Source organism: Cupriavidus necator (assembly GCF_016127575.1).
Classification (GTDB): Bacteria; Pseudomonadota; Gammaproteobacteria; order Burkholderiales; family Burkholderiaceae; genus Cupriavidus; species Cupriavidus necator_D.
This window is the reverse complement of sequence record NZ_CP066018.1, coordinates 2,736,568-2,759,085: the sequence shown is the minus strand read 5'-3', so window position 1 is coordinate 2,759,085 and position 22,518 is coordinate 2,736,568. Positions and strand designations below refer to the sequence as shown.

The following is a 22,518-nucleotide window of genomic DNA, read 5'->3' as shown; positions in this document are numbered from 1 at the left end:
GTTGTCGGGTTCAGGCCGGCAAGCCGGCCGCTTCCAGTTCCAGCACTGGAGGGTTGCCGCGCGGCAGCGTGACCACGAAGCGCGCGCCGGTGCCTTCGCCCTGCGCCCGAGCATGCACCGGCTCGACGCGGATGCTGCCGCCGTGCGCCTGCACGATGGCCTCGCACACGGCCAGCCCCAGGCCCACCCCGGTGGTGGCGGACTCGCGCTCGCCGCGGGTGAATTTCTCGAACACCTGCCGCGCCATCGCCGCCGGCACGCCGGGGCCGTCGTCCTCGACGACGAGGTGCACGGCGTCGTCGGAGAGCTCGCCGCGCACGCGGATCTCGGTACCCGGCGCGGTGTACTTGGCCGCATTCTCCAGCAGGTTGCACAGCACGCGCTCCATCAGCACGCCATCGCATTCCACCAGCGGCAGTGCCGACAGGTCGGCCACCACCACGCGGTGCCGCGCCAGCGCATCGCGCAGCGACGCCAGCGCCGCGCCGGCCAGTTCTTCGAACGACTGCCATTCCTTGCGCAGCGCCACACTGCGGCTTTGCAGCCGCGCCATGTCGAGCAGGTTGGCCACCATCGCGTGCATGCGGCGCGCCTGGTCGCGCATGGCGCCGACGGTCTCGGCCACCTCCGGCGCCAGCGGCGTCGTGCCGCGCTGCAGGGTCTCGGCCATGCCGATCAGGCTGGTCAGCGGCGTGCGCAGGTCGTGAGACACCGCCGCCAGCAGCGAGCTGCGCAGGCGCTCGGACTCCATCGCCAGCAGCGCCTGCTGCGCCACCTCGACATAGTGCAGCCGCTCGATCGCAATCGCGATCAGCGTGGCAAAGACATCGACCTGGCGCCGCAGCGCGGGCTGAGCAAATGCGCGCCAGGTGCGCGGCTCCACTGCCAGCACGCCGCGCACCTGCATCGGCGCCTTCAGCGGCAGGTACAGCACCGTGCCGGAAGGCAGCGTGTCGGTGCCGGTGCCGGCCGGCTGGCCGTGGTTGAAGACCCATTGCGCCAGCACGTGGTCGACGGCATCGCTCTGTGCCGCGCCGCCGGCCTCGGGAGCCGTGGCCGCGGGCAGCAGCCGGCCGTCCGCGCCGACCAGGAAAAACGCGGCACGCGCATCGAACGCCGCGCGCAGGAAGCGGCTGCCGATACCGACGATCTGCGCGTCGGTCAGCGCCGCCGACAGCTCGCGCGCCAGCTCGTACAGCGTGCGCGCATCGGTCTCGCGCTGCACCGATACCTGGGCCTGCTCGCGCAGTCCGGCCGTCAGCTGTCCAATCACCAGCCCGACTGCCAGCATCACCAGGAAGGTCACCAGGTATTGCACGTCGGTGACCGCAAACGACAGCTGCGGCGGCACGAAGAAGAAATCAAACGCCCCCACCGCCACCAGCGCGGCGAACGCCCCCGCGGTACGTCCGTGGCGCAGCGCCACGCCGGCCACCGCCAGCAGGAACAGCATGGCGATATTGACCAGGTCGAACCATGGCCGCGCCAGCGCCGACAGCGCGGTGGCGCCGGCGCACCAGGCCACCGCCCACAGCAGGCCCGGCCACTGCGCAGGCCGGGCGTCTGCCTGCGGCGGCTCGGTGCCGGGCAGCACGGGCGCATCAGCGGGGGTCTCCTGTCGGACGCTGTCGTCCGCCACGCGGATCACGTCGATCTCGGGACACGCCGCAGCCAGCGCATCGGCAAAACTGGTGCGCCCGAACAGCCACGCGCGCGCGCCCAGCCATGGCGCCAGCGCGCGCGCCAGCAGCGCGTGCATGCGGCCGGACAATGAAGCCCCGCCATCGGCCCAGCGCGCCGGCGTGCGGCCGATCAAGACCTTGGTCAGATTGTGCCGCCGCACATAGCCGGCCACCGCCGCCACCATGTCGCTGCCGGCCAGCGTTTCGGTACGCGCGCCCAGCGCCTCGGCCAACCGCATGGCCTGGTCGAGCTGCTCGCGCTGGGCGTCGGGCACGGGTGCCAGGCGCGGCACCGACACCGTCACCACATGGCAGTCGCAATCGAGCTGCCCGGCCAGCCGGCGCGCGCTGCGCACCACCTGCGCAGCATCGCTGCCGTGGCCGACACAGGCCAGCACCGCTTCACGCGTGCGCCAGACCGGTTCGATCGAGGCTTCCTGCCGGTAGGCGCGCACGTCGTCGTCGACGCGGTCGGCAGTGCGGCGCAGCGCCAGCTCGCGCAGCGCAATCAGGTTGCCCTTGCGGAAGAAATGCTGCACGGCATGGCGGGCCTGCTCGGGCACGTACACGCGCCCTTCGCGCAGGCGGCGCAGCAGCTCGTCGGCGGGCAGGTCGACCAGCACCACCTCGCCGGCATCGTCGAAGACCGTGTCGGGCACGGTCTCGCGCACGCGGATGCCGGTGATGCCGGCCACCGCCTGGTTCAGGCTGTCCAGGTGCTGGACGTTGACCGTGGTCCAGACATCGATGCCGGCCGACAGCAGTTCGGCGATGTCCTGCCAGCGCTTGGGGTGGCGGCTGCCGGGCGCGTTGCTGTGCGCCAGCTCATCCACCAGGATCAGCGCAGGCCGGCGTGCCAGGGCCGCATCGAGATCGAATTCCTGCAGCGTGCGGCCGCGGTAGTCGACGCGGCGCAATGGCACGCGCTCGATGCCTTCGGCCAGCGCCTCGGTTTCGGCGCGGCCATGGGTTTCGACCACGCCCACCACCACGTCGCCGCCCTGCTCGCGCTGCGCGCGCGCCGCGGCCAGCATGGCGAAGGTCTTGCCGACGCCGGCCGAAGCGCCGAAATAGATGCGCAGGCACCCGCGCGCGGCGCGTTCGCCGGCGGCCTGCATGCGCTGCAGCAGGTGGTCGGGGTCGGGGCGGGGATCGTCGGGTTGGCGCGGCTCAGGCATGGTGGTCGCGCTTGCCTCGCAGCGGCGGGAGCGCAGCCAGATTGTGCCACGCAGGCGCCGGCGTAAAGTGCGCCAAGGTAGACTAGCGGCGATTTCCGATCGCTACGCCCGCGCGCGCATTGCACTACATTCTTGACAGTGCAGTCGTATACATGCCATAGTTACGGGCGTATAGCATTCATGGAAACCGGTACTGTCAGGCTCCAGTTGTATAGGACCTGGCGCTATCACCCCTGACACTGGTTGCACGGACTGAAACGTCCACATCTTTCAGGTTCGCGGGGGCGCACCAGGGCATTAGCCCGGCGTGCAATACCAGTCGCTCCGGCGACCGCAGTTTCCCCCCGTGTGAACCAGCCGCTCCTTGCGGCAATCCCCTAAAGGACTGAATTGACTAAGATCGTCTTGAAACCCGGTGAGCCCGTTGAAGTTGCAATGCGGCGCTTCCGTCGCGCCATTCTGCAGACTGGCCTGATCGTTGAACTCAAGAGCCGCACCGCTTACGAGAAGCCGACGACCGAGCGCAAGCGCAAGAAGAAGGCCGCCGAAGCGCGTCTGCGCAAGCGCCTGCGCATGCAGATGCTGCCGAAGAAGATGTACTGATCCGGTACGCTTCGCCGCCTGGCACCGCCGGGCATAAAAAAACCGCCAGTTCGCTGGCGGTTTTTTTATGCCTCGCGCCCAGGCCGGCCCCCGCTGCGCCTTGCCGCCGCGGCTTTTGCTGCACTGCGCCACCTGAGCATTGCGCCGATGACCGGCATAATGGCGGATATTGCGCCCGTGCGGCGCCACACCGGACCCTGCCTTGACTGCCATCCTAGAGTTGCGCAAGGTGCGCAAGCAATACGGCGACACGGTCGTGGTCGACGACCTCGATCTCCAGGTATTTCGCGGCCAGTGCTTCGGCCTGCTGGGGCCCAACGGCGCCGGCAAGACCACCACGCTGCGCCTGCTGCTGGGCCTGACCACGCCCATGGCCGGCACGCTCACGCTGTGCGGCGAGCCCATCCCCGAGCGCGCGCCGCAGGCGCGCATGCGCGTGGGCGTGGTGCCGCAGTTCGACAACCTCGACCCGGATTTCTCGGTGATCGAGAACCTGCGCATCTTCGGGCGCTACTTCGGACTGTCGTCGGCCGAGATCGAGCGGCGCGTGCCGATGCTGCTGGAATTCGCCCGGCTGGAAAACCGCGCCGATGCGCAGGTGCGCGACCTCTCCGGCGGCATGCGCCGGCGCCTGACGGTGGCACGCGCGCTGATCAACGACCCTGACCTGCTGGTGATGGACGAGCCCACCACCGGCCTGGACCCGCAGGCGCGCCACCTGATCTGGGAGCGCCTGAAGTCGCTGATGGCCAGCGGCAAGACCATCCTGCTGACCACGCACTTCATGGAAGAGGCCGAACGGCTGTGCAACTACCTGTGCGTGATCGACGGCGGCCGCAAGATTGCCGAAGGCAAGCCGCACGAGCTGATCGACAGCCAGATCGGCTGCGACGTGGTCGAGGTCTATGGCGATGAACTGGACACGCTGCGCGGCAGCCTGACGCCGCTGGCGCAACGTACTGAAATGAGCGGCGAGACGCTGTTCTGCTATGTGCGCGAGCCCGCCCCGCTGCTGGCGGCGCTGCACGGCAGGAACGGCGTGCGCTACCTGCACCGCCCGGCCAACCTGGAGGACGTGTTCCTCAAGCTGACCGGCCGCGAGATGCGGGACTGAACCGAGGGACTGACATGAGCGAACAGGATCCCCGCGCGGATACCACCACTGCCCCCGCGGCCGCTGGCGGCCACGCCGCCGCGACGCCGCGCCAGCGCTATCCGCAGCCGCTGCTGCCGCGCAACCTGCGCAACTGGATGATGGTCTGGTACCGCAACTACATGGTGTGGAAGAAGCTGGCCATCCCGTCGATGATCGGCAACCTCGCCGACCCGATGATTTACCTGTTCGGCCTCGGCCTCGGGCTGGGGCTGATGGTGGGCCAGGTCAACGGGGTGTCGTATATCGCCTTCCTGGCCGCCGGCACCACCGCGTCCAGCGTGATGATGTCGGCCAGCTTCGAGTCGATGTATTCGGCGTTCTCGCGCATGCACGTGCAGCGCACCTGGGAGGCGATCATGCATGCCCCGCTGACGCTGGGCGACGTGGTGCTGGGCGAGATCGCCTGGGCGGCCAGCAAGGCGGTACTGTCCGGGCTGGCCATCATGCTGGTGGCGGGTGCGCTCGGCTATGCGCAGATGCCCGGCGCGCTGCTGGCGCTGCCGGTGATCGTGCTGGCCGGCATTGCCTTTGCCGCGCTGGCGATGACTGTCACCGCGCTGGCGCCCAGCTACGACTTCTTCATGTTCTACCAGACCCTGGTGATGACGCCGATGCTGCTGCTGTCGGGCGTGTTCTTCCCGCTGGAACAGTTGCCCGAGGGCGTGCAGGCAGCCACCAAGGTACTGCCGCTGGCGCATGCGGTGGCGCTGATCCGGCCGCTGATGCTGGGCCGTCCGTCGGAGGATGTCGGCCTGCACCTGGCGGTACTGGGCGCCTATGCAATGGTGGCGCTGGTAGTGTGCCTGATGCTGCTGCGCCGCCGGCTGCTGCGCTAAGACTGCCGCATGCCGGGCCTCAGGCGCTGCCCACGAGCTTGAGCCCGGCAATCCCGCACACGATCAGGCCGATGCAGGCCAGCCGCGCCGCAGTGGCGGGCTCATTGAAGAGTATGATGCCGAGGATCGCGGTGCCGACCGCGCCAATCCCGGTCCAGACAGCATAGCCGGTCCCGACCGGGATATGCCGCAGCGCCAGCGCCAGCAGCAGCACGCTGATGGCCATGCCGATCAGCGTGATGACGCTGGGCACCAGCCGCGTAAAACCTTCGGTGTACTTCAGCCCGATCGCCCACACCACCTCGAACAGCCCTGCCAGGGCCAGCAGTGTCCATGCCATATCGATTTCTCGGATTGCGTCGCAACGTGCGCAACGATAGCGGAGATTCCGCCACCTTGCAGCGCACCGTCCTGGCGCTGGCGGCCGCATGCGCCACGGCGTCACTGGCCGGGTGCATGGTGATGGCCGTGGGTAGTGCCGCGGTGTCGACGGTGGCTACCGTCGGATCGGCCGCCGTCAGCGTGGCGACAACCGCGGTCAGCACCACCTACGACGTCACGGCCGCAGGCGTGAAGGCCGTGGCCGGCAGCGACGAACCCGCGCCGCCCCCGTCGCCACAACCTGCACAGCCGCCACAGCCGGCGCAGTAAGCCCTCAGTCGCCCAGGCCGCGCAGCAGGTCGGCCTTCAGGTCATCGACCGACTCCAGCCCCACCGCCAGCCGGATCAGCCCTTCGCCGACGCCCGCGGCCGCCTTGGCCTCGGGGCTCACGCGCGCGTGCGTGGTGGTGTACGGGTGCGTGATGGTGGTGCGGGTGTCGCCCAGGTTGCCGGTGATCGAGCACAGCCGGGTGTTGTCGATCACGCGCCAGGCATTGGCCCGCTGCTGCTCGGGCGTGGCGCCCTTCAGCTCGAACGACACGATCGCGCCGCCGCCGCTTTGCTGGCGCATGGCGATCTCGTGCTGCGGGTGCGACTTCAGCGCCGGGTGGAACACGCGCGCCACCGCCGGATGCGATTCCAGGAACTGCGCCAGCGCCAGCGCGCTGGCCGAATGGCGTTCCATGCGGATCGCCAGCGTCTCCATGCCCTTGAGCAGCACCCAGGCGTTGAACGCCGACAGCGTCGGGCCCGCGGTGCGAACGAACGGGAACACCTTGCCCATGATGAAGTCGTGCGAGCCCAGCACCGCGCCGCCCAGCACGCGGCCCTGGCCGTCGATATGCTTGGTGGCCGAATGCACCACGATGTCGGCGCCGAACTTCATCGGCTGCTGCAGCGCCGGCGAACAGAAGCAGTTGTCGACCACCAGCAGCGCGCCGGCGTCGTGGGCGATGTCGGCCACGGCGGCGATATCGGCCACTTCGGTCAGCGGGTTCGACGGCGTTTCCAGGAAGAGCAGCTTGGTGTTCGGGCGCACCGCGGCGCGCCATGCGTTCAGGTCGCTCGGGTCGACGAAGGTGGTCTCGACGCCGAACTTCGAGAAGATATTGCCGAACAGCGTCATGGTCGAGCCGAAGATCGCGCGCGAGCTGACCAGGTGGTCGCCCGCCTGCATCGACGACAGCACCACCGACAGGATCGCGCTCATGCCCGAGGCGGTCGCCATGCAGGCCTGCGCGCCTTCCAGCGCGGCCAGGCGCGACTGGAACATCGACACGGTCGGGTTGGTGAAGCGCGAGTAGGTGAAGCCCTCTTCCGAGTTGGCGAAGCGTTCGGCGGCCTCGGCGGCGCTGTTGAAGCAGAAGCTCGAGGTCAGGTAAATGGCTTCGGAGTGCTCCATGAATTCGCTGCGCAGCGTGCCGGCGCGCACGCCGAGGGTGTCGATGCCGAGCGATTCGGGGTTGAGCGGTTCGTTCATGCTGGTGGAGCGCGGTCGTACCCGCGCGAATGCGATGGTTTCGACGAGCCGGCGCCGGCCAGGTGGACCGGCGCGCGGCCATGAAAAAAGCCCGTGCGATCGGGTGGTCGGATCGACGGGCTTGCTGTTCTGCGAATGGCCTTCGGCTTCAGGCTGTGGCGGCCGGCTTCCGGAAATCGCTGCGCCGCGAAGGCACTGCGCATCGGGAATCGTTGCTGACCGCCATCTCTTTAGCTGTTTCGGGCTGGACCCGCGTCCGCAAGCTGACTATCAAATCGACGCCCGGCCATGTTACGGCCGGGCTCCGCATTCGTCAACGCGCGGACAGCGGCGGCACGGCTTACTCGTTGCCGCCGGAGCGCTGCAGGTGCAGTTGCGAGCGCTCGGTGTCGCCATTGGTGCCGTCGCGGTCGGCCTGGCTGCGCGCCGTTTCCAGGCGGTTCAGGTAGGCCTCGTCGATATCGCCGGTGATGTAGCGGCCATCGAAGCACGAAGCATCGAAGTCCTTCAGCGCCGGGTTGATGTCGCGCACGGCCTGCTTCATCGCTTCCACGTCCTGGTACACCAGCTTGTCCGCGCCGATGATCTTCGCAATCTCTTCGTGGGTGCGGTTATGGGCCACCAGCTCGCTGCGGGTCGGCATGTCGATGCCATACACGTTGGGGTACTTCACCGGCGGCGCGGCCGAGGCGAAGATCACCTTGTTGGCGCCGGCATCGCGCGCCATCTGCACGATCTCGAACGAGGTGGTGCCGCGCACGATCGAGTCATCGACGATCAGCACGTTCTTGCCCTTGAACTCCACGCCCATGGCATTGAGCTTCTGGCGCACCGACTTCTTGCGCACCGCCTGGCCGGGCATGATGAAGGTGCGGCCGACGTAGCGGTTCTTGAAGAAGCCTTCGCGGTAGTTCACGCCCAGGCGGTTGGCCACCTGCATCGCGGCCGGACGGCTGGAATCGGGAATCGGCATGACCACGTCGACATCGCCGGCTGACACTTCCTGGCGGATCTTCTCGGCCAGGTAGTCGCCCATGCGCAGGCGCGCGTCATAGACCGGCACGCCGTCGATGCACGAATCCGGGCGGGCCAGGTAGACGTACTCGAAAATGCACGGCGTCAGCACCGCGTTCTCGGCGCACTGCTTGCTGTAGAGCTTGCCATCCAGGTCGATGAAGATGGCCTCGCCCGGCGCCACGTCGCGCTCGAGCTTGTAGCCGATGCCTTCCAGCGCCACGGACTCGGATGCCACCATCCACTCCTTGCCGGTGGGGGTCTCGACGCTGCCCAGGCACAGCGGGCGGATGCCGAACGGGTCGCGCACCGCCAGCATGCCGTAGCCGGCGATCTGCGCGGCAATGGCATACGAGCCGCGTACGCGGCGGTGCAGGCCGCTGACCGCCGTGAAGATGGTGTCCGGGTCCAGCGCCATGCCGTTGCTGGCGCGCTGCAGCTCGTCGGCCAGCACGTTCAGCAGCACTTCGGTGTCCGAATGCGTGTTGATGTGGCGGCGGTCGCGGCGGAACATCTCCTCGCGCAGCTGCTCCCAGTTGGTCAGGTTGCCGTTATGCGCCAGGATCACGCCATAGGGCGCGTTCACGTAGAACGGCTGCGCTTCTTCCTCGCTGGATGCCGAGCCAGCGGTCGGATAGCGCACCTGGCCGATACCGGCGGCGCCGGGCAGGCTGCGCATATTGCGGGTGCGGAAGACATCGCGCACCAGGCCGTTGGCCTTGTGCATGTGGAAAGTACTGCCGTTGGCGGTGGCGATGCCGGCAGCATCCTGTCCGCGATGTTGCAACAACAGCAGGCTGTCGTAAATCAATTGGTTGACAGGCGTGGCTGAAACCACGCCGACGATACCGCACATTGCCAAGCTCCCAGGAAAGGCTTTGAATCAGGGGGCGCAGCCTGGTCCGGAAATCCCCCGGACCCAAAGGCCTGCGTACTACCGACCGGGCACCATGCCCGGCTTCATGTCTTGACGTACTTCGCCAGCTCCGGCGGCAGCCATGGCTTCACCGATTCCATGGCCTGCATCACATAAGGGCGGCTTACCGCGTCGCGCCAGAACGGTTCTTCCGGCAATTTGGTCAGGCTGGCCAGCGTGACCATCACCATCACCAGCAGCACGCCGCGCAGCAGGCCGAACATCAGTCCCAGCCCGCGGTCGGCGGGCTTGAGCCCGGTGCTCTCCAGCAGCTGCCCGACCACCATGCCGGCCAGCGAGGCGCCCAGCACGGTGCCGATCAGCAGCACCACGAAACCCAGCGCATGGCGCGCCAGCTCGCCGCCAGGCATCGATTCAGGCATCCAGCCCGCGGCCACCGCGCCATAGCGGAACGCCACCCAGAACGCCACCACCCAGCCGATCAGCGAGAGCACCTCGCGCACCAGGCCGCGCAGCACGCCGAGCACGCCCGAGGCCAGCAGGATGAAGACCACGGCATAGTCGAAGAAAGTCGGCTGCATCATTGCTTGCGGCCGGGCACAGGCGCCGGCCGTGCTTGCCCCTTACTGTTCCACGACCTTCGAGGTCAGCCCCACCGCGCGCACACGCTTGTCGGCGGCGTCGGCGGCGTCACGGTCGCTGAAGGGGCCGGCACGCAGCAGGATGCGCTCGCCATCGGCCAGCATTTTCTTTTCGACATAGGCCGGGACCTTGCTCGCCTTGAGCTTGGCCAGCCAGCCCTTGGCGCGCTCTTCGGAAGAGAAGGCGCCGATCAGGATCAGGTACTTGCCGCTGCCCGGCTTGGCTTCGGGCTTGGCTTCAGCCCGTTGCGCCGGCTTGTCCGCAGCGGCTGCGGCGGCCGCGGGCTTGGGCGCGCTGACGATTTCCTCGCCGGCGTCGAGCGCCTCGGCATCATTGCGCGCCGCCGGCGTGGGCGGCAGCGGGTCGGCCTTGCGCGGCTCGACGCGGGGCTTCTGCGCCCCCTGCGCGCCCGTGACCCCGTTTGCGACCTTTACCGAGACGTCATCGGACACCGGCCGCGGCTTGGTCTCGAACACGATCGGCAGCACGATCACGGCGGCCACCATCAGCACCACGGCGCCGATCAGGCGGCGGCGCGCGCGCTGCTTCTGCGGGAATTCGGGGTCGAGCGTATCGTCGGCATAGTCATCGGCCAGACGGCGCGACGAGGCGATGCCTGCACCCGTGTCGGTGCGCTGGCGCCGCGCACGCTCGGGTGCCGGGTCGTTGCCCTTGCGGGAAGAAAACAGCGAAAGCAGGCCCATAGATTGGTTCGGTGATACGGCCTTGTGGGGCCGCTCGTTGCGTTTGCCGCTCATTGATCGGCCAAGGCCGCCGGGGTTGCCAGGTCAGCGGGCGCCGGGGCGCCTGCTTCAGTTAGCCTGCGTGGCACGATACGCCATCACGCCGGCGACGGTATAGAACGATCCGAAGACCAGAATTCTATCATTCTCGGTGGCTCGCTCGATGGCATCGCGGAATGCCGCCTCGGGGCTGGAGAAGCAGGCCGCGGTGGCGTCCGGGCCGGGGCGGAATCCGCCCGCCTCCAGCTTGGCGAGCAGGTCCGCGGCCCTGGCGGCGCGCTCGGTCGGCAGGTCGCACAGGCACCAGTGGTCGACCTTATCGGCCACGTGCTGCAGCACCCCGGCGATGTCCTTGTCCTGCATCGCGCCGAACACCGCGTAGGTGTAGCGGAAGAACCCCATGTTCTCCAGGTTCTGCCCCAGCGTGGCCGCCGCATGCGGATTGTGCGCCACGTCCAGGATCACGGCCGGGCGGCCTGGCAGCACCTGGAAGCGGCCCGGCAGCTCGACAAAAGCCAGGCCGTTGCGCACTTCCTGTGCGCTGACCGGCAGGCGCGGGCGCATGGCCTGCAGCGCGGCCAGCGCCGCCGCCGCGTTGAGCAGCTGGTTGGCGCCGCGCAGCGCCGGGTAGCCCAGGCCGTTAAGCTTGCGCCCGCCGCCGCTCCAGTCCCATTGCTGGCGCTCCTGGCCCTTGGCGGCGTGGAAATGGTAGTCGCGCCCCACCAGCCACAACTCGGCGCCGACGGCCTCGGCGTGCGCCACCAGCGACTTGGGCGGCATCGGGTCGCCGCAGATCGCGGGCACGCCCGGGCGGAAGATGCCGGCCTTCTCGAAGCCGATCTCCTCGCGCGTATGGCCCAGGTACTGGGTATGGTCGATATCGACGCTGGTGACGATGGCGCAGTCGGTATCGATCACGTTGACCGCGTCCAGGCGCCCGCCCAGGCCCACTTCCAGGATGATCGCGTCCAGCCCGGCCGCGGCGAAGGCATGAATGATCGCCAGCGTGGTGAACTCGAAGTAGGTCAGGCTGACCGGGTCGGCAAAGCTGTTGCGCGCGCGCTCGACCGCCTCGAAATGCGGCAGCAGCTGCGCATCGGTGGCGATCTCGCCATTGATGCGGGCGCGCTCGTTGAACGAGATCAGGTGCGGCGAGGTATGGCAGCCCACCTTGTAGCCGGCCTCCAGCAGGATGCGCTCGAGCATCGCGCAGGTAGAGCCCTTGCCGTTGGTGCCGCCCACCGTGAACACCACGGCGTCGATGCGCAGCCCGAGGGCCTCCTTCACGCGCGTGATGCGCGCCAGGCCCATGTCGATGCCCACGGGATGGGCGGTTTCGAGATGGGCAAGCCATTCGGGGAGCGTATGGAAGACAGGCATGTGGGGTGCGAGGAAAAGCTGTTGCTACCAGATTTGGCCAGCCAGCGGCAAAGTCAAGGCCGGGCTTGCACCCGGCCCGACATAGCCACCGGGGCGGCCAGGAAAAGCGAAAGGCGCGTCAACCACCCGCGCCCTTGATCTGCCATGCAGACGTTGTTATGCCACCGCGTCGGCCGGCTGCTTCTGCAGCAGCGCCAGCAGCTGCGCCAGTTCCGCGCGCATCTTGCGGCGGTCGACGATCATGTCGATAGCGCCCTTCTGGATCAGGAACTCCGAGCGCTGGAAGCCTTCAGGCAGCTTCTCGCGCACGGTCTGCTCGATCACGCGCGGGCCGGCAAAGCCGATCAGCGCCTTGGGCTCGGCGATCACCACGTCGCCCAGGAAGGCGAAGCTGGCCGACACGCCGCCCATGGTCGGGTCGGTCAGCACGCTGATGAACGGCAGCTTGGCCGCGCTCAGCTGGTTCAGCATCGAGGTGGTCTTGGCCATCTGCAGCAGCGACAGCAGGCTTTCCTGCATGCGCGCGCCGCCGGTGGCGGTAAAGCAGATGAACGGCACCTTCTGCTCCAGCGCAGCCTGCGCGCCGCGCACGAAGCGCTCACCCACCACCGAGCCCATCGAACCGCCCATGAACTCGAACTCGAAGCAGCTGACCACCACCGGGATGGTGTGGATGGCACCGCCCATCACCACCATGGCATCGGTCTCGCCGGTGTCATCCATGGCGGCCTTGATGCGGTCCGGGTACTTCTTGGAATCCTTGAACTTGAGGGCGTCGACCGGCACGATCTCCTGGCCGATCTCATAGCGGCCTTCGGCGTCCAGCAGCCCGTCCAGGCGTGCCCGCGCGCTGATGCGCATATGGTGGTCGCACTTGGGGCAGACGTGCAGGTTGGCCTCGACGTCGGTCCGGTACAGGGTGGACTCGCACGACGGGCACTTGACCCACAATCCCTCAGGGATGCCCTTGCGGGTGCTGGGGTCGGTCTGTTGAATCTTGGGGGGCAGGAGTTTATCCAACCAGCTCATGAAAGCTCCTTTCGGATGACTGCGGTCCGCCGGCAAGCCCGGTGTCGGGACGCCTGTTGGCAGATGGCAGGGAATCAACCCGCGAATTTACCATGCCGGCCCGGTGACCTCGAAGCGCAACGCGCGATTTGCGCACATTGAAGCACTTAAAAATGATCATCAGGCCGACATTAGATCACTTCAACTATCCAGCGCCTGGCGGATCTCGGCGATAAACGCCTGCAGCGTCGCCACCGCCTGTTCGCGCGGGGTGTCCTCCAGCAGCTGCACCAGGCGGCTGCCGATCACCACGGCATCGGCCACGCTGCCGATCGCGCGCGCGGTCGGCGCGTCGCGGATGCCGAAGCCCACGCCCACCGGCAGGTTTGCATGCTGCTTGATCAGCGGCAGGCGCGCCGCCACGCTGTCCAGGTCGATCGCGGCCGAGCCGGTCACGCCCTTGAGCGACACGTAGTACAGGTAGCCGCTGGCCACGCGCGCCACGGCCTCGATGCGGGCATCGGTCGAAGTCGGCGCCAGCAGGAAGATCGGGTCCATGCCGTTGTCGCGCATCAGCGTGGCGAACGACTCGCACTCCTCGGGCGGATAGTCGACCACCAGCACGCCGTCGACGCCGGCTTCGCGCGCGGCGGCGGCAAAGACCTGCTCGCCCATGCACTCGATCGGATTGGCGTAGCCCATCAGCACCACCGGGGTATCGGCATTGGTCTGGCGGAACTCGCGCACCCACTGCAGCACCTGGGTCAGCGACACGCCCTGCGCCAGCGCGCGCTCGGAGGCGCGCTGGATCACCGGGCCGTCGGCCATCGGGTCGGAGAACGGCACGCCCAGCTCGATCACGTCAGCGCCGCCCGCCACCAGCGCATGTATCAGCGCCACGGTCAGGCCGGGCTCGGGATCGCCGGCGGTGATAAACGGAATCAGGCCCTTCTTCTGCTGCGCGGCCAGCGCCGCGAACGTCTTCTGGATACGGGACATATCAGGGAATCAGGTGAGGCCGCGGCGCCGGCGAGACATCGTCGTTGGCGGCGGCCAGGGTTGGGGTGGCGGCAGGCTCGGCGGCTGCATTCGTGACGGCAAGGGCTGCAGCGGCGGCAGACACGCGATCGCATGCCACCTGCACATACTCCGGGTTGATCTCGAAGCCGGCAAAGCGCCGTCCGTGGCGCAGGCAGGCCACCGCGGTGGTGCCGCTGCCGGCGAACGGATCCAGCACCAGGCCGCCCGGCGGGCAGCTTGACAGCACCATGCGCTCGACGATTTCCAGCGGCTTCTGCGTCGGGTGGTTGGCGCGCTCCGGGTCCTGGCGGTGGATGCGCGAGACGCTCCACAGGTCCTTCGGGTTGTAGCCCACCTCCAGCCACTTCTTGCCTTCGAAACGCGGACGGCTGCGCGCCTTCTTGGTCTCGGGGTCGTAGGGAATGCGGACCGGGTCGAGATCGAAGTAGTAGTCGCGCGCGCGGGCAAAAAAGCCGATGTTGTCGTGCACCGACGAGAACTTGCGCGTGGTGCCGCCCATGCTGGGCACGCGGCGGTCCCAGATGATCTCGTTGATCATGGTCAGGCGCCGCTTGAGCATCACGAACAGCTCGGGCGAATACTGCCAGGTGCAGAACAGGTAGAGCGTTCCCTTGGGCGCGAGCTTGGGCACGACCGCGTTCATCCAGCGCTCGGACCAGTCCAGATACTCCTGGCCCGACAGCAGGTCGGAATCGTTGCCGTAGTCCTTGCCCAGCCCGTAGGGCGGATCGGCGACGATCAGGTCGACCGAGCCGTCCGGCAGGCGGGCAATGCCCTCGAACATGTCTTCCTGGAACAGGCGCAGCTGGGCGGAATCGGGCGCTCCGGACGCATCCGGCGCGCCCGCGCCGCCCACGGCAAGTCCGGTCGGAGGCAGCGCGCGCATCAGAGCTTGAGCCCCGCGCGCTCGGCCACGGTGTGCATGTCCTTGTCGCCGCGGCCGGACAGGTTCACCAGCAGCAGCTTGTCCTTGGGCAGCGTCGGCGCCAGCTTGCAGGCATAGGCGATGGCGTGGCTCGATTCCAGCGCCGGGATGATGCCCTCGATGCGGCAGCAGTCGTGGAAGGCCTTGAGCGCTTCTTCATCCGTGATCGGCACGTACTGCGCGCGACCGCTGTCCTTGAGCCACGCATGCTCGGGGCCCACGCCCGGGTAGTCCAGGCCGGCCGACACCGAATGGGTCTCGATGATCTGGCCGTTGGCGTCCTGCAGCAGGTAGGTGCGGTTGCCGTGCAGCACGCCCGGCGTGCCGCCGGTCAGCGAGGCCGCGTGGCGGCCGGTGTCGAGGCCGTCGCCGGCGGCTTCCACACCGATCAGCTGCACGTCCTGGTGCTCGATATACGGGTAGAAGATGCCCATGGCATTGGAGCCGCCGCCGACGCAGGCGATCACGGCATCCGGCTGGCGGCCCGTCATCTCCGGCATCTGCACCTTGGCTTCCTCGCCGATCACGCACTGGAAGTCGCGCACCATCATCGGGTACGGATGCGGGCCGGCCACGGTGCCGATGATGTAGAAGGTGTTCTCGACGTTGGTGACCCAGTCGCGCATGGCTTCATTGAGCGCGTCCTTGAGCGTGCGCGAGCCGCTTTCCACCGGCACCACGGTGGCGCCCAGCAGCTTCATGCGGTAGACGTTGGCGGCCTGGCGCTTGACGTCCTCGGCCCCCATGTAGACCACGCACTCCATGCCGAAGCGCGCGGCAATGGTGGCGGTGGCCACGCCGTGCTGCCCTGCCCCGGTCTCGGCGATCACGCGCGGCTTGCCCATGCGCTTGGCCAGCAGCGCCTGGCCGATCACGTTGTTGATCTTGTGCGCGCCGGTGTGGTTCAGGTCTTCGCGCTTGAAGTAGATCTGCGCGCCACCGAGCGTCTCGCTCCAGCGCTGCGCGTGGTAGATCGGCGACGGGCGGCCGACAAAGTGCTTCAGTTCGCGGCGGTATTCGGCATCGAACTCCGGATCCTTCTGGTAGTGCGCATAGGCCTCGCGCAGCTCATCGAGCGCGTGGACCAGCGTTTCGGACACGAAGGTGCCGCCATAGGGGCCGAAATGGCCACGGGAATCGGGCAAGTCGTACATGTCTAGACTCTTCGGAACAGCGGCCTTGCCTCATCCGGCAAGGGCGCATGGTTGACTGCGATGCGTGTGCGCGCATGCGGCAGGCCACGGGCGGCATGGGGAAAGACGCGGGACACGGCCCGGCTCATCCTGCCTCGGCACTGCGCACAGCGCGCACGAACGCGGCGATGCGGGCGTGGTCCTTCACGCCCTTGGCGGCCTCTACCCCGCTGCTGACGTCCACAGCGTAGGGCCGCACGCGTTCAATCGCGCCAGCGACGTTTTGCGCGTTCAACCCACCACTCAAAACGATGCGAGGAGCGCCGCTTGCGTTCGGGTTGCCGGTAGCTGGTACCGGGGGAGTAGGCGGAAGCCATGCCGGGGGAATCAGGGTCCAGTCGAAGACGTGGCCGCCACCGCCGTAGCCTTCGACGAAGGCATCGAGCAGCAAGGCAGCGGCATCACGGTATTGATCGGCAAATTCTACCAAATCAAGCCCCGGGCGCACACGGGCGGCGCGCATGAAGGGCAGCCGGCAGCGCTGCGCCGCCTGCGTGCAGAACTGCGGGGTCTCGTCGCCGTGCAGTTGCAGCAGCGTCAGCGGCACGCGCTCGGCCACATGGGCGATGTCTTCCAGGTCGGCATTGACGAACAGCCCGGTGATCGCCACGAACGGCCCGGCGGCCTCGGCCAGCGCCGCGGCGCGCGCCACGTCGACGCAGCGCGGGCTGTTCGGGTAGAACACCAGCCCGATGGCATCGGCGCCGGCGTCCACGGCGGCGCGCACGTCGTCCTCGCGCGTCAGGCCGCAGATCTTGATGCGGGTGCGGGCCGGCATGTGCACTGTGCTGCCCGCCGTGCTGCCTTCAGCGGCCTCAGGCTGCGTCATCGAACACTCCATGGAACAGGCTCGCGGACGGATCGGCCGCGGGGATCTGGTAAGGATCAGGATACTTGACGCCGACCAGGTAGAGGCCGTCCGGCATGAAGGTCGGCGCCGCCAGCTTGCGCTCGCGCCCGGCCAGCACCTGCGCCAGCCAGTGCGCGGGGTAGCGTCCGCGCCCCACCGCCACCAGGCAGCCCATCAGGTTGCGCACCATGTGGTGCAGGAAGGCGCTGGCGCGAAAGCGCAGGAACACCCAGTTGCCGTCATCCCTGATGGTGACGTCGTACATGGTCTTGACCGGCGACTTGGCCTGGCATTCGGCGGCGCGGAAGGCGGAGAAATCATGCTCGCCGAGCAGGCATGCGGCGGCCTCGCGCATGGCGTCGACGTCGAGCCGCTGGCCCGGCGGCAGCATCTGGTAGCCGGCGCGGCCGTGCACCAGCGGCACGCGGTGTGGCCCGGTGTAGAGCGCGTAGTAATACATGCGCTCGAACGCCAGGAAACGCGCGTGGAAACCCTGGTCCACCGGCAGCGCCCATTGCAGCGCGATCGACGGCGGCAGGAAGGCGTTGACGCCGCGCACCCAGGAAAATGGCTCGCGCTCGAGCGCGGTGTCCAGGTGGATGACCTGGCCGAGCGCATGCACGCCGGTATCGGTGCGCCCCGCCACGGTGGTCAGCAGGCGCACCCCGGCAAAACGCTCGATGGCGTTTTCCAGGTGATCCTGCACGGTATTGCGGTGCGGCTGCGACTGCCAGCCGGAAAAGGCGGCGCCGTCGTAGTGCAGGCCAAGAGCGATGCGGTTCATGTCAGGGGATCGGGCAAGGCGGCGGGTACGTCCGGACGCAGCGGTTCACGCCAGGTCCGCCGAAAAAGCAAATGCGCCGGAAGGGACGCTTCCGGCGCATCGCTTCAGGCTGCGGCAGCGCGTGCCGCGGCCGGACCGTCAATGATAGCTCAGGCCACTTCCTGCAGCAGCGAACGGGCCTCCGCCTGCAGCGGATCCTGCGACTGCTCGACCACTTCCTGCAGCAGTTCGCGCGCCCCTTCCTTGTCGCCGATCTCGATATAGGCACGAGCCAGGTCAAGCTTGATCTGCATGTCCCGCCCGCCGTCCACGCCGTCGACCGACAGCGTGCTCGGCGAACCCCCGTGCGTGAGGTCGCCGCCGGTTTCAGGCGCCACGCGCGACAGGTCGATCGGCTCGGCCAGCTTGCCGTCGCGCAGCATGGTGGTGGCGGGCAGCGGCATGGTGGCCTCGTCCAGCACATCCTTGCCGCGGGCGTCGGCTTGCGCGGCGCTGCCCAGGTCAAGCGACAGCCCGGACATGTCGAACTCCAGCGGACGGCTGCGGGTCGGCGTGTCGAGGGTGGGCACGTCATCGGCAAGCGGGTCGGCGCCGGTGCGAGGCAGGCCGAGATCCAGCCGTACCGGCTCGCCGGCGTCGTGCGCGTCAGCGCCAAACACCATCGCCGCGGAAGCAGGCGCCACGATCGGCTCGCCGGCCGCCGGGGCCGGGAAGGCATCCAGCGGCAGCGCCAGGTCACCCAGCGACGGCTCCAGCCGCGGGATCGAGGCCGGATTCTGCGACGGGTCCTGGGTGCGCCACTGGTCGGTTGCCGGCGAGGTCGTATCCGGCCCCGCCGCTTCGGGCGTCACCGCCAGGAAGAGCGCGTTGCCCGGCTCGAGCGCGCGCCCCATTTCTGCTGCCTTCAGCCATTCCGCCCCGTGTCCGCCGGTCTGGGCGAACATTTCTTCTGCAATCACGCGGAAACCTTCCACATCCTGTCTGTTGCTGTAAATCTCCAGGAGCTTGAGCCGCACCGGCTGCTGCTCCGGGTTCTTCTCCAGGGCTTCGCGCAGGATTTCCTCCGCCTGCACATCGCGCCCATAGGCGATATAGACCTCGGCCTCGGCGATCGGGTCAACCTCGTTGGCTTCCGGCGTGTTGTTGCCGATGCGGAAGTCCGCGCCGAACACGCTGTGCTGCGAGGTGTCGACGCTCTGCCCCCCGGCCGTGCCGAACAGCGAATTGGCACCGGCCATCACCGTGCTTTCCTGCGACAGGATGCTGTCGCCGAAGCCGGTCGCCTCGCCCGCCTTCTGCTGCTGGCGGCGGCGATAGATCGCATAGACGCCGAGCAGCGCCACCAGCAGGCCACCGCCGGGCAGCAGCATGGGGTTGGCCAGCAGGCCATCGATGAACGACGGTTCGGGCACCGGCTCGGGCTGGGCCGCCACCACCGGCGGGCGCTTGGCCGCGGGGGCCGATGCGGCGGCGGCCTGCGTTGCACTGGCAGGAACGGCGGCAGCCGGCTGCGAAGCGGGGGCCGCTGCCACGGCTGAGACTGCCGCAGGCGCCACGGCGTCCGCGGCGCTGGCGCCGGCCGCTGCCGGGGCGCTGGCTGCGGTCGCTGCGGTTGCGGCAGCCGTCGCGGCGGCCGCAACCGGGGCCGGGGCCACGGCATCGGCCTTCGGCGGCTGGGCCGCCACCACGGTCGGCGCCGCCGCCGCGGCCTTGGCCGCGGCCTCAGCCTTTTCCTTCTCGGCCAGCACCGCCTGGTTGGCCTGGCTCAGCTTGGCGATCTCGGCGTTCTTCAGCTCGAGCAGCTTCTGCATGTCGCCGACGTTCTTTTCCAGCTGCGCCAGGCGGGCCTGCGCCTCCTTGAGTTCACGCTCGCGCGCGACGCCGGCTTCGGCCTTGGCCGCGGCGTCGGCCTGCGCGCCGCGCGCGGCCTTGCTGAGCTTCAGTTCATCGCGCGGGCCGTCGGTCGGGGCGGCCTGCTCCTGCACCCGGGCGGTCACGTTGCCGGACTGCTGGCGGCCGCTGTCGGGCTCGACCGACTTGGCCGCGGCAGCGCTGGCCAGCCGGCCGCGGTAGGCATCGAAGCCCTGCGTGCGCGCCACCACCTCGCGGCGGGCGGCCTTGGGTGCGACGGCTTGCGCCTGTTGCTGGGTCGGGACCTGCAGCACCGCGCCGCTGCGCAGCCGGTTCATGTTGCCGCCGATAAAGGCGTTGGGATTGTTGCGGTAGAGCGCCACCAGCATCTGGTCCAGCGAGACCGATTCCTGGCCTTGCACGGCCTCGCCGGCAATGGCGTAGAGCGTGTCGCCGCGCTGCACGGTGTAGCCGCCGCCGGGTGCCATCTCGGTGCTGCCGCTGGCGGCCGGTGCCGGCGCCCGCTTTGCGCTCTGGCGGGCAGGGCGCGCGGGCACGGCTGGCTTGACTGCCTCGGCAGCCGCGGCCGGCGCAGCTTCCTGGGCCGGCGCAGGCTGCGGCGCGGCGGCAGGTGCCGGTGCCGCTACGGGCGGCGCATCCGGCGTCGCCGCCTGCACCACCGTCGCCGGCGAGAAAGTCTGGTTCGAAGGCTTGGTCCCGGCGGGGTCAAGCAGGAAGGTATAGGCGCGCGAGACCTTGCCGCTGGCCCAGCTCATGTCGACCAGGATGTCGACAAAGGGCTCGCTGATCGGCTGGTTGGAGCGGACCCGGGCCACATAGCTGCCGTTCGGGCGGCGCTCCACCTCCAGCCGCAGGCTGCTGACGGCCGGCAGGTAGGTCAGCCCGGCCGCGGCATACGCCGCTGGCGACGCCAGCTTGACACTGAGCCCGGCGGCCTCTTCGGCACTGACCCCACTGATGTCGATCTCAGCCTGCAGCGGCTGACCCAGATTCGACTGAACCCGCAATTGCCCGAACCCCGCGGCATATGCGGCCGGCTGCGCAAGCAGCAGGCCCAGTGCCGTGACGGCCAGCGTTGACCAGCGCTGACGGACAGTAGGCGCATCTTTCCGGCGATGTTGGCTCACACTCACCTTATGCTCCGTTATGTTTTAGTAGCGATATGAATCGACAGACCGACCCCAAAACCAGGTCCGGCAGGCTGGCGGGGCGTTCTCGGCGCACCCCTTCTCCAGCCGCGCGCAGACGCCAAACCCTGCCTGGCGCGAAGCGCATGCCGGCGTATTGTGACGCATCACCAGGGAAAATAGGCGTCCGGATACAACAACGCCGCGCACGGGCGCGGCGTTGTCTGCAAAGCGGTCCATTCTGTTGCCTGGCTGCAACGGACGCAACCAGGCAACAGGCGGGAGCACCGGATCAGGACTCGATCAGGATACGCAGCATGCGGCGCAGCGGCTCGGCCGCGCCCCACAGCAGCTGGTCGCCGACCGTGAAGGCAGACAGGTACTCGCCGCCCATCTGCATCTTGCGCAGGCGGCCGACCGGGATGTTCAGCGTGCCGGTCACTGCTGCGGGCGTCAGGTCGGTCATGCTGGCGTCGCGCGTGTTCGGCACCACCTTGGCCCACGGGTTGTGGGCGGCGAGCATGCCTTCGATCTCATCGAGCGGCACATCCTTGCGCAGCTTGATGGTCAGCGCCTGCGAGTGGCAGCGCATGGCGCCGATGCGCACGCACAGGCCGTCGACGGCGATCGGCGTGGCGCCGGTCGCACCCAGGAAGCCTTCACCGCGGCCCAGGATCTTGTTGGTCTCGGCGCCGCCCTTCCATTCTTCCCTGGACTGGCCGTTGCCCAGGTCCTTGTCGATCCAGGGGATCAGGTTGCCGGCCAATGGCACGCCGAACTGCTTGGTTTCCTCGGCGGACAGGCCGTGCTGGGTCGCCAGGATGGTGCGGTCGATTTCCAGGATGGCCGAGGCCGGGTTGTCCAGCAGCGGCTTGACCGACGCGTTCAGCGTGCCGAACTGCGTCAGCAGCTCGCGCATATGCTGCGCACCGCCGCCGGAAGCGGCCTGGTACGTCATCGACGTCATCCACTCGATCAGGTCGGCCTGGAACAGGCCACCGAGGCCCATCAGCATGCAGCTGACCGTGCAGTTGCCACCGATGAAATTCTTGACGCCCTTGGACAGCGCGTCCTTGATCACACCCTGGTTGACCGGATCCAGCACGATGATGGCATCGTCCTTCATGCGCAGCGAGGAGGCCGCGTCGATCCAGTAGCCCTTCCAGCCGGCCGCGCGCAGCTTGGGGAAGACCTCGTTGGTGTAGTCGCCGCCCTGGGCGGTCAGCACCACGTCGCACTTCTTCAGCGCTTCGATGTCATTGGCATCTTTCAGCGTGGTTTCGTTCTTCGCCATGGCGGGCGCCTTGCCGCCGGCATTGGACGTGCTGAAGAAGACGGGCTCGATCTGGTCGAAATCACGCTCTTCCTGCATGCGCTGCATCAGGACGCTGCCGACCATTCCCCGCCAACCGACGAGACCTACAATCATGATTTACCTCGGATGTGATTTTTACTTCCCCGCCATTTTCCTCGCCCGGCGTGGCTGCGCGGGGAAGACGGGCAGGCACGACGAACGGATCTAGGCGATCGCGGTTTTAATAATGGTTTTAATCGTCGTTGCGGTCTGGCCGAGCGAAATCGTGCCGACCGGGCCGCGGGTAGCGGTCAGGGCAGCAACAGCAGTCAGGGTGGACTGGGAAAATCGGGCCATCGGCAGAGTCTACACGATTTTGCGGCGCTGCCGCAGCGTGCAGATAGGGGAAATAACGGGGACAAATCAGACAAAGGGGGCATTACTCGCGCAGT

General features: G+C 68.2%; 20 protein-coding genes. 4 read left to right on the top strand and 16 right to left on the bottom strand.

Features of this window, described 5'->3' with window-relative positions:
- Positions 1-10: 10 nt before the first annotated feature.
- A complete protein-coding gene (locus I6H87_RS12865) occupies positions 11-2,860 on the bottom strand; it encodes a sensor histidine kinase (RefSeq protein ID WP_011615735.1) in 2,850 nt (949 codons plus the stop codon).
- Positions 2,861-3,250: 390 nt separating this feature from the next.
- Here I6H87_RS12865 and rpsU point away from each other — a divergent pair, with 390 nt between their 5' ends.
- The 3 genes from rpsU (at position 3,251) to I6H87_RS12850 (ending at position 5,455) form a co-directional block, all read left to right on the top strand.
- Positions 3,251-3,463 carry a 30S ribosomal protein S21 gene (gene rpsU / locus I6H87_RS12860; RefSeq protein WP_010814647.1) on the top strand — a complete coding sequence of 71 codons (213 nt, stop codon included), beginning with the start codon at positions 3,251-3,253 and terminating at the stop codon, positions 3,461-3,463.
- A gap of 202 nt (positions 3,464-3,665) precedes the next feature.
- Positions 3,666-4,577: a nodulation factor ABC transporter ATP-binding protein NodI gene (gene nodI / locus I6H87_RS12855; RefSeq protein WP_026200447.1), complete on the top strand. Its 912-nt coding sequence runs from the start codon at positions 3,666-3,668 to the stop codon at positions 4,575-4,577.
- 14 nt (positions 4,578-4,591) lie between these two features.
- Positions 4,592-5,455 (top strand): ABC transporter permease, encoded by an 864-nt coding sequence (locus I6H87_RS12850; protein ID WP_010814645.1) that lies wholly within the window; start codon positions 4,592-4,594, stop codon positions 5,453-5,455.
- Positions 5,456-5,474: 19 nt separating this feature from the next.
- Here the strand turns inward: I6H87_RS12850 and sugE are convergent, their stop codons facing one another.
- A complete protein-coding gene (sugE, locus tag I6H87_RS12845) occupies positions 5,475-5,795 on the bottom strand; it encodes a quaternary ammonium compound efflux SMR transporter SugE (protein WP_011615737.1) in 321 nt (106 codons plus the stop codon).
- A gap of 56 nt (positions 5,796-5,851) precedes the next feature.
- On the opposite strand from sugE, the gene I6H87_RS12840 reads away from it, so the two are divergent.
- Complete coding sequence (locus I6H87_RS12840) at positions 5,852-6,106, top strand: hypothetical protein (protein ID WP_010814643.1); 255 nt, start codon at positions 5,852-5,854, stop codon at positions 6,104-6,106.
- Positions 6,107-6,110: 4 nt separating this feature from the next.
- Here I6H87_RS12840 and I6H87_RS12835 read toward each other — a convergent pair whose 3' ends face one another.
- The 14 genes from I6H87_RS12835 to I6H87_RS34695 form a co-directional block, all read right to left on the bottom strand.
- Positions 6,111-7,316, bottom strand: a complete 1,206-nt coding sequence (locus tag I6H87_RS12835) for an O-succinylhomoserine sulfhydrylase (RefSeq protein WP_010814642.1) — start codon at positions 7,314-7,316, stop codon at positions 6,111-6,113.
- 340 nt (positions 7,317-7,656) lie between these two features.
- Positions 7,657-9,186 carry an amidophosphoribosyltransferase gene (gene purF / locus I6H87_RS12830; protein ID WP_010814641.1) on the bottom strand — a complete coding sequence of 510 codons (1,530 nt, stop codon included), beginning with the start codon at positions 9,184-9,186 and terminating at the stop codon, positions 7,657-7,659.
- A 104-nt stretch (positions 9,187-9,290) separates the two neighbouring features.
- A complete protein-coding gene (locus I6H87_RS12825) occupies positions 9,291-9,788 on the bottom strand; it encodes a CvpA family protein (RefSeq protein WP_010814640.1) in 498 nt (165 codons plus the stop codon).
- Positions 9,789-9,830: 42 nt separating this feature from the next.
- Positions 9,831-10,553: an SPOR domain-containing protein gene (locus I6H87_RS12820; RefSeq protein WP_041687813.1), complete on the bottom strand. Its 723-nt coding sequence runs from the start codon at positions 10,551-10,553 to the stop codon at positions 9,831-9,833.
- A 108-nt stretch (positions 10,554-10,661) separates the two neighbouring features.
- Positions 10,662-11,972, bottom strand: coding sequence for a bifunctional tetrahydrofolate synthase/dihydrofolate synthase (gene folC / locus I6H87_RS12815; protein WP_010814638.1), 1,311 nt, complete (start codon positions 11,970-11,972; stop codon positions 10,662-10,664).
- 156 nt (positions 11,973-12,128) lie between these two features.
- On the bottom strand, positions 12,129-13,001 hold the full coding sequence (accD, locus tag I6H87_RS12810) for an acetyl-CoA carboxylase, carboxyltransferase subunit beta (RefSeq protein WP_010814637.1): 873 nt from the start codon (positions 12,999-13,001) through the stop codon (positions 12,129-12,131).
- Positions 13,002-13,181: 180 nt separating this feature from the next.
- The gene (trpA, locus tag I6H87_RS12805; protein WP_011615741.1) at positions 13,182-13,979 is read right to left on the bottom strand and encodes a tryptophan synthase subunit alpha; all 798 of its coding nucleotides are present in this window, start codon (positions 13,977-13,979) and stop codon (positions 13,182-13,184) included.
- Between the two features lies 1 nt (position 13,980).
- Positions 13,981-14,907, bottom strand: a complete 927-nt coding sequence (locus I6H87_RS12800; RefSeq protein ID WP_010814635.1) for a DNA-methyltransferase — start codon at positions 14,905-14,907, stop codon at positions 13,981-13,983.
- Positions 14,907-16,100, bottom strand: a complete 1,194-nt coding sequence (trpB, locus tag I6H87_RS12795) for a tryptophan synthase subunit beta (protein ID WP_010814634.1) — start codon at positions 16,098-16,100, stop codon at positions 14,907-14,909. Before trpB ends, I6H87_RS12800 begins: the two co-directional genes overlap by 1 nt.
- Positions 16,101-16,224: 124 nt before the next feature.
- A complete protein-coding gene (locus tag I6H87_RS12790; RefSeq protein ID WP_010814633.1) occupies positions 16,225-16,968 on the bottom strand; it encodes a phosphoribosylanthranilate isomerase in 744 nt (247 codons plus the stop codon).
- On the bottom strand, positions 16,955-17,773 hold the full coding sequence (gene truA / locus I6H87_RS12785; protein WP_011615742.1) for a tRNA pseudouridine(38-40) synthase TruA: 819 nt from the start codon (positions 17,771-17,773) through the stop codon (positions 16,955-16,957). The genes I6H87_RS12790 and truA overlap by 14 nt, the downstream gene beginning before the upstream one ends.
- A gap of 149 nt (positions 17,774-17,922) precedes the next feature.
- Positions 17,923-20,778: a motility hub landmark protein FimV gene (locus tag I6H87_RS12780; RefSeq protein WP_011615743.1), complete on the bottom strand. Its 2,856-nt coding sequence runs from the start codon at positions 20,776-20,778 to the stop codon at positions 17,923-17,925.
- A 286-nt stretch (positions 20,779-21,064) separates the two neighbouring features.
- Complete coding sequence (asd, locus tag I6H87_RS12775) at positions 21,065-22,201, bottom strand: aspartate-semialdehyde dehydrogenase (RefSeq protein ID WP_010814630.1); 1,137 nt, start codon at positions 22,199-22,201, stop codon at positions 21,065-21,067.
- A 90-nt stretch (positions 22,202-22,291) separates the two neighbouring features.
- Positions 22,292-22,423, bottom strand: coding sequence for a hypothetical protein (locus I6H87_RS34695; RefSeq protein WP_013957414.1), 132 nt, complete (start codon positions 22,421-22,423; stop codon positions 22,292-22,294).
- Positions 22,424-22,518 lie beyond the last annotated feature (95 nt).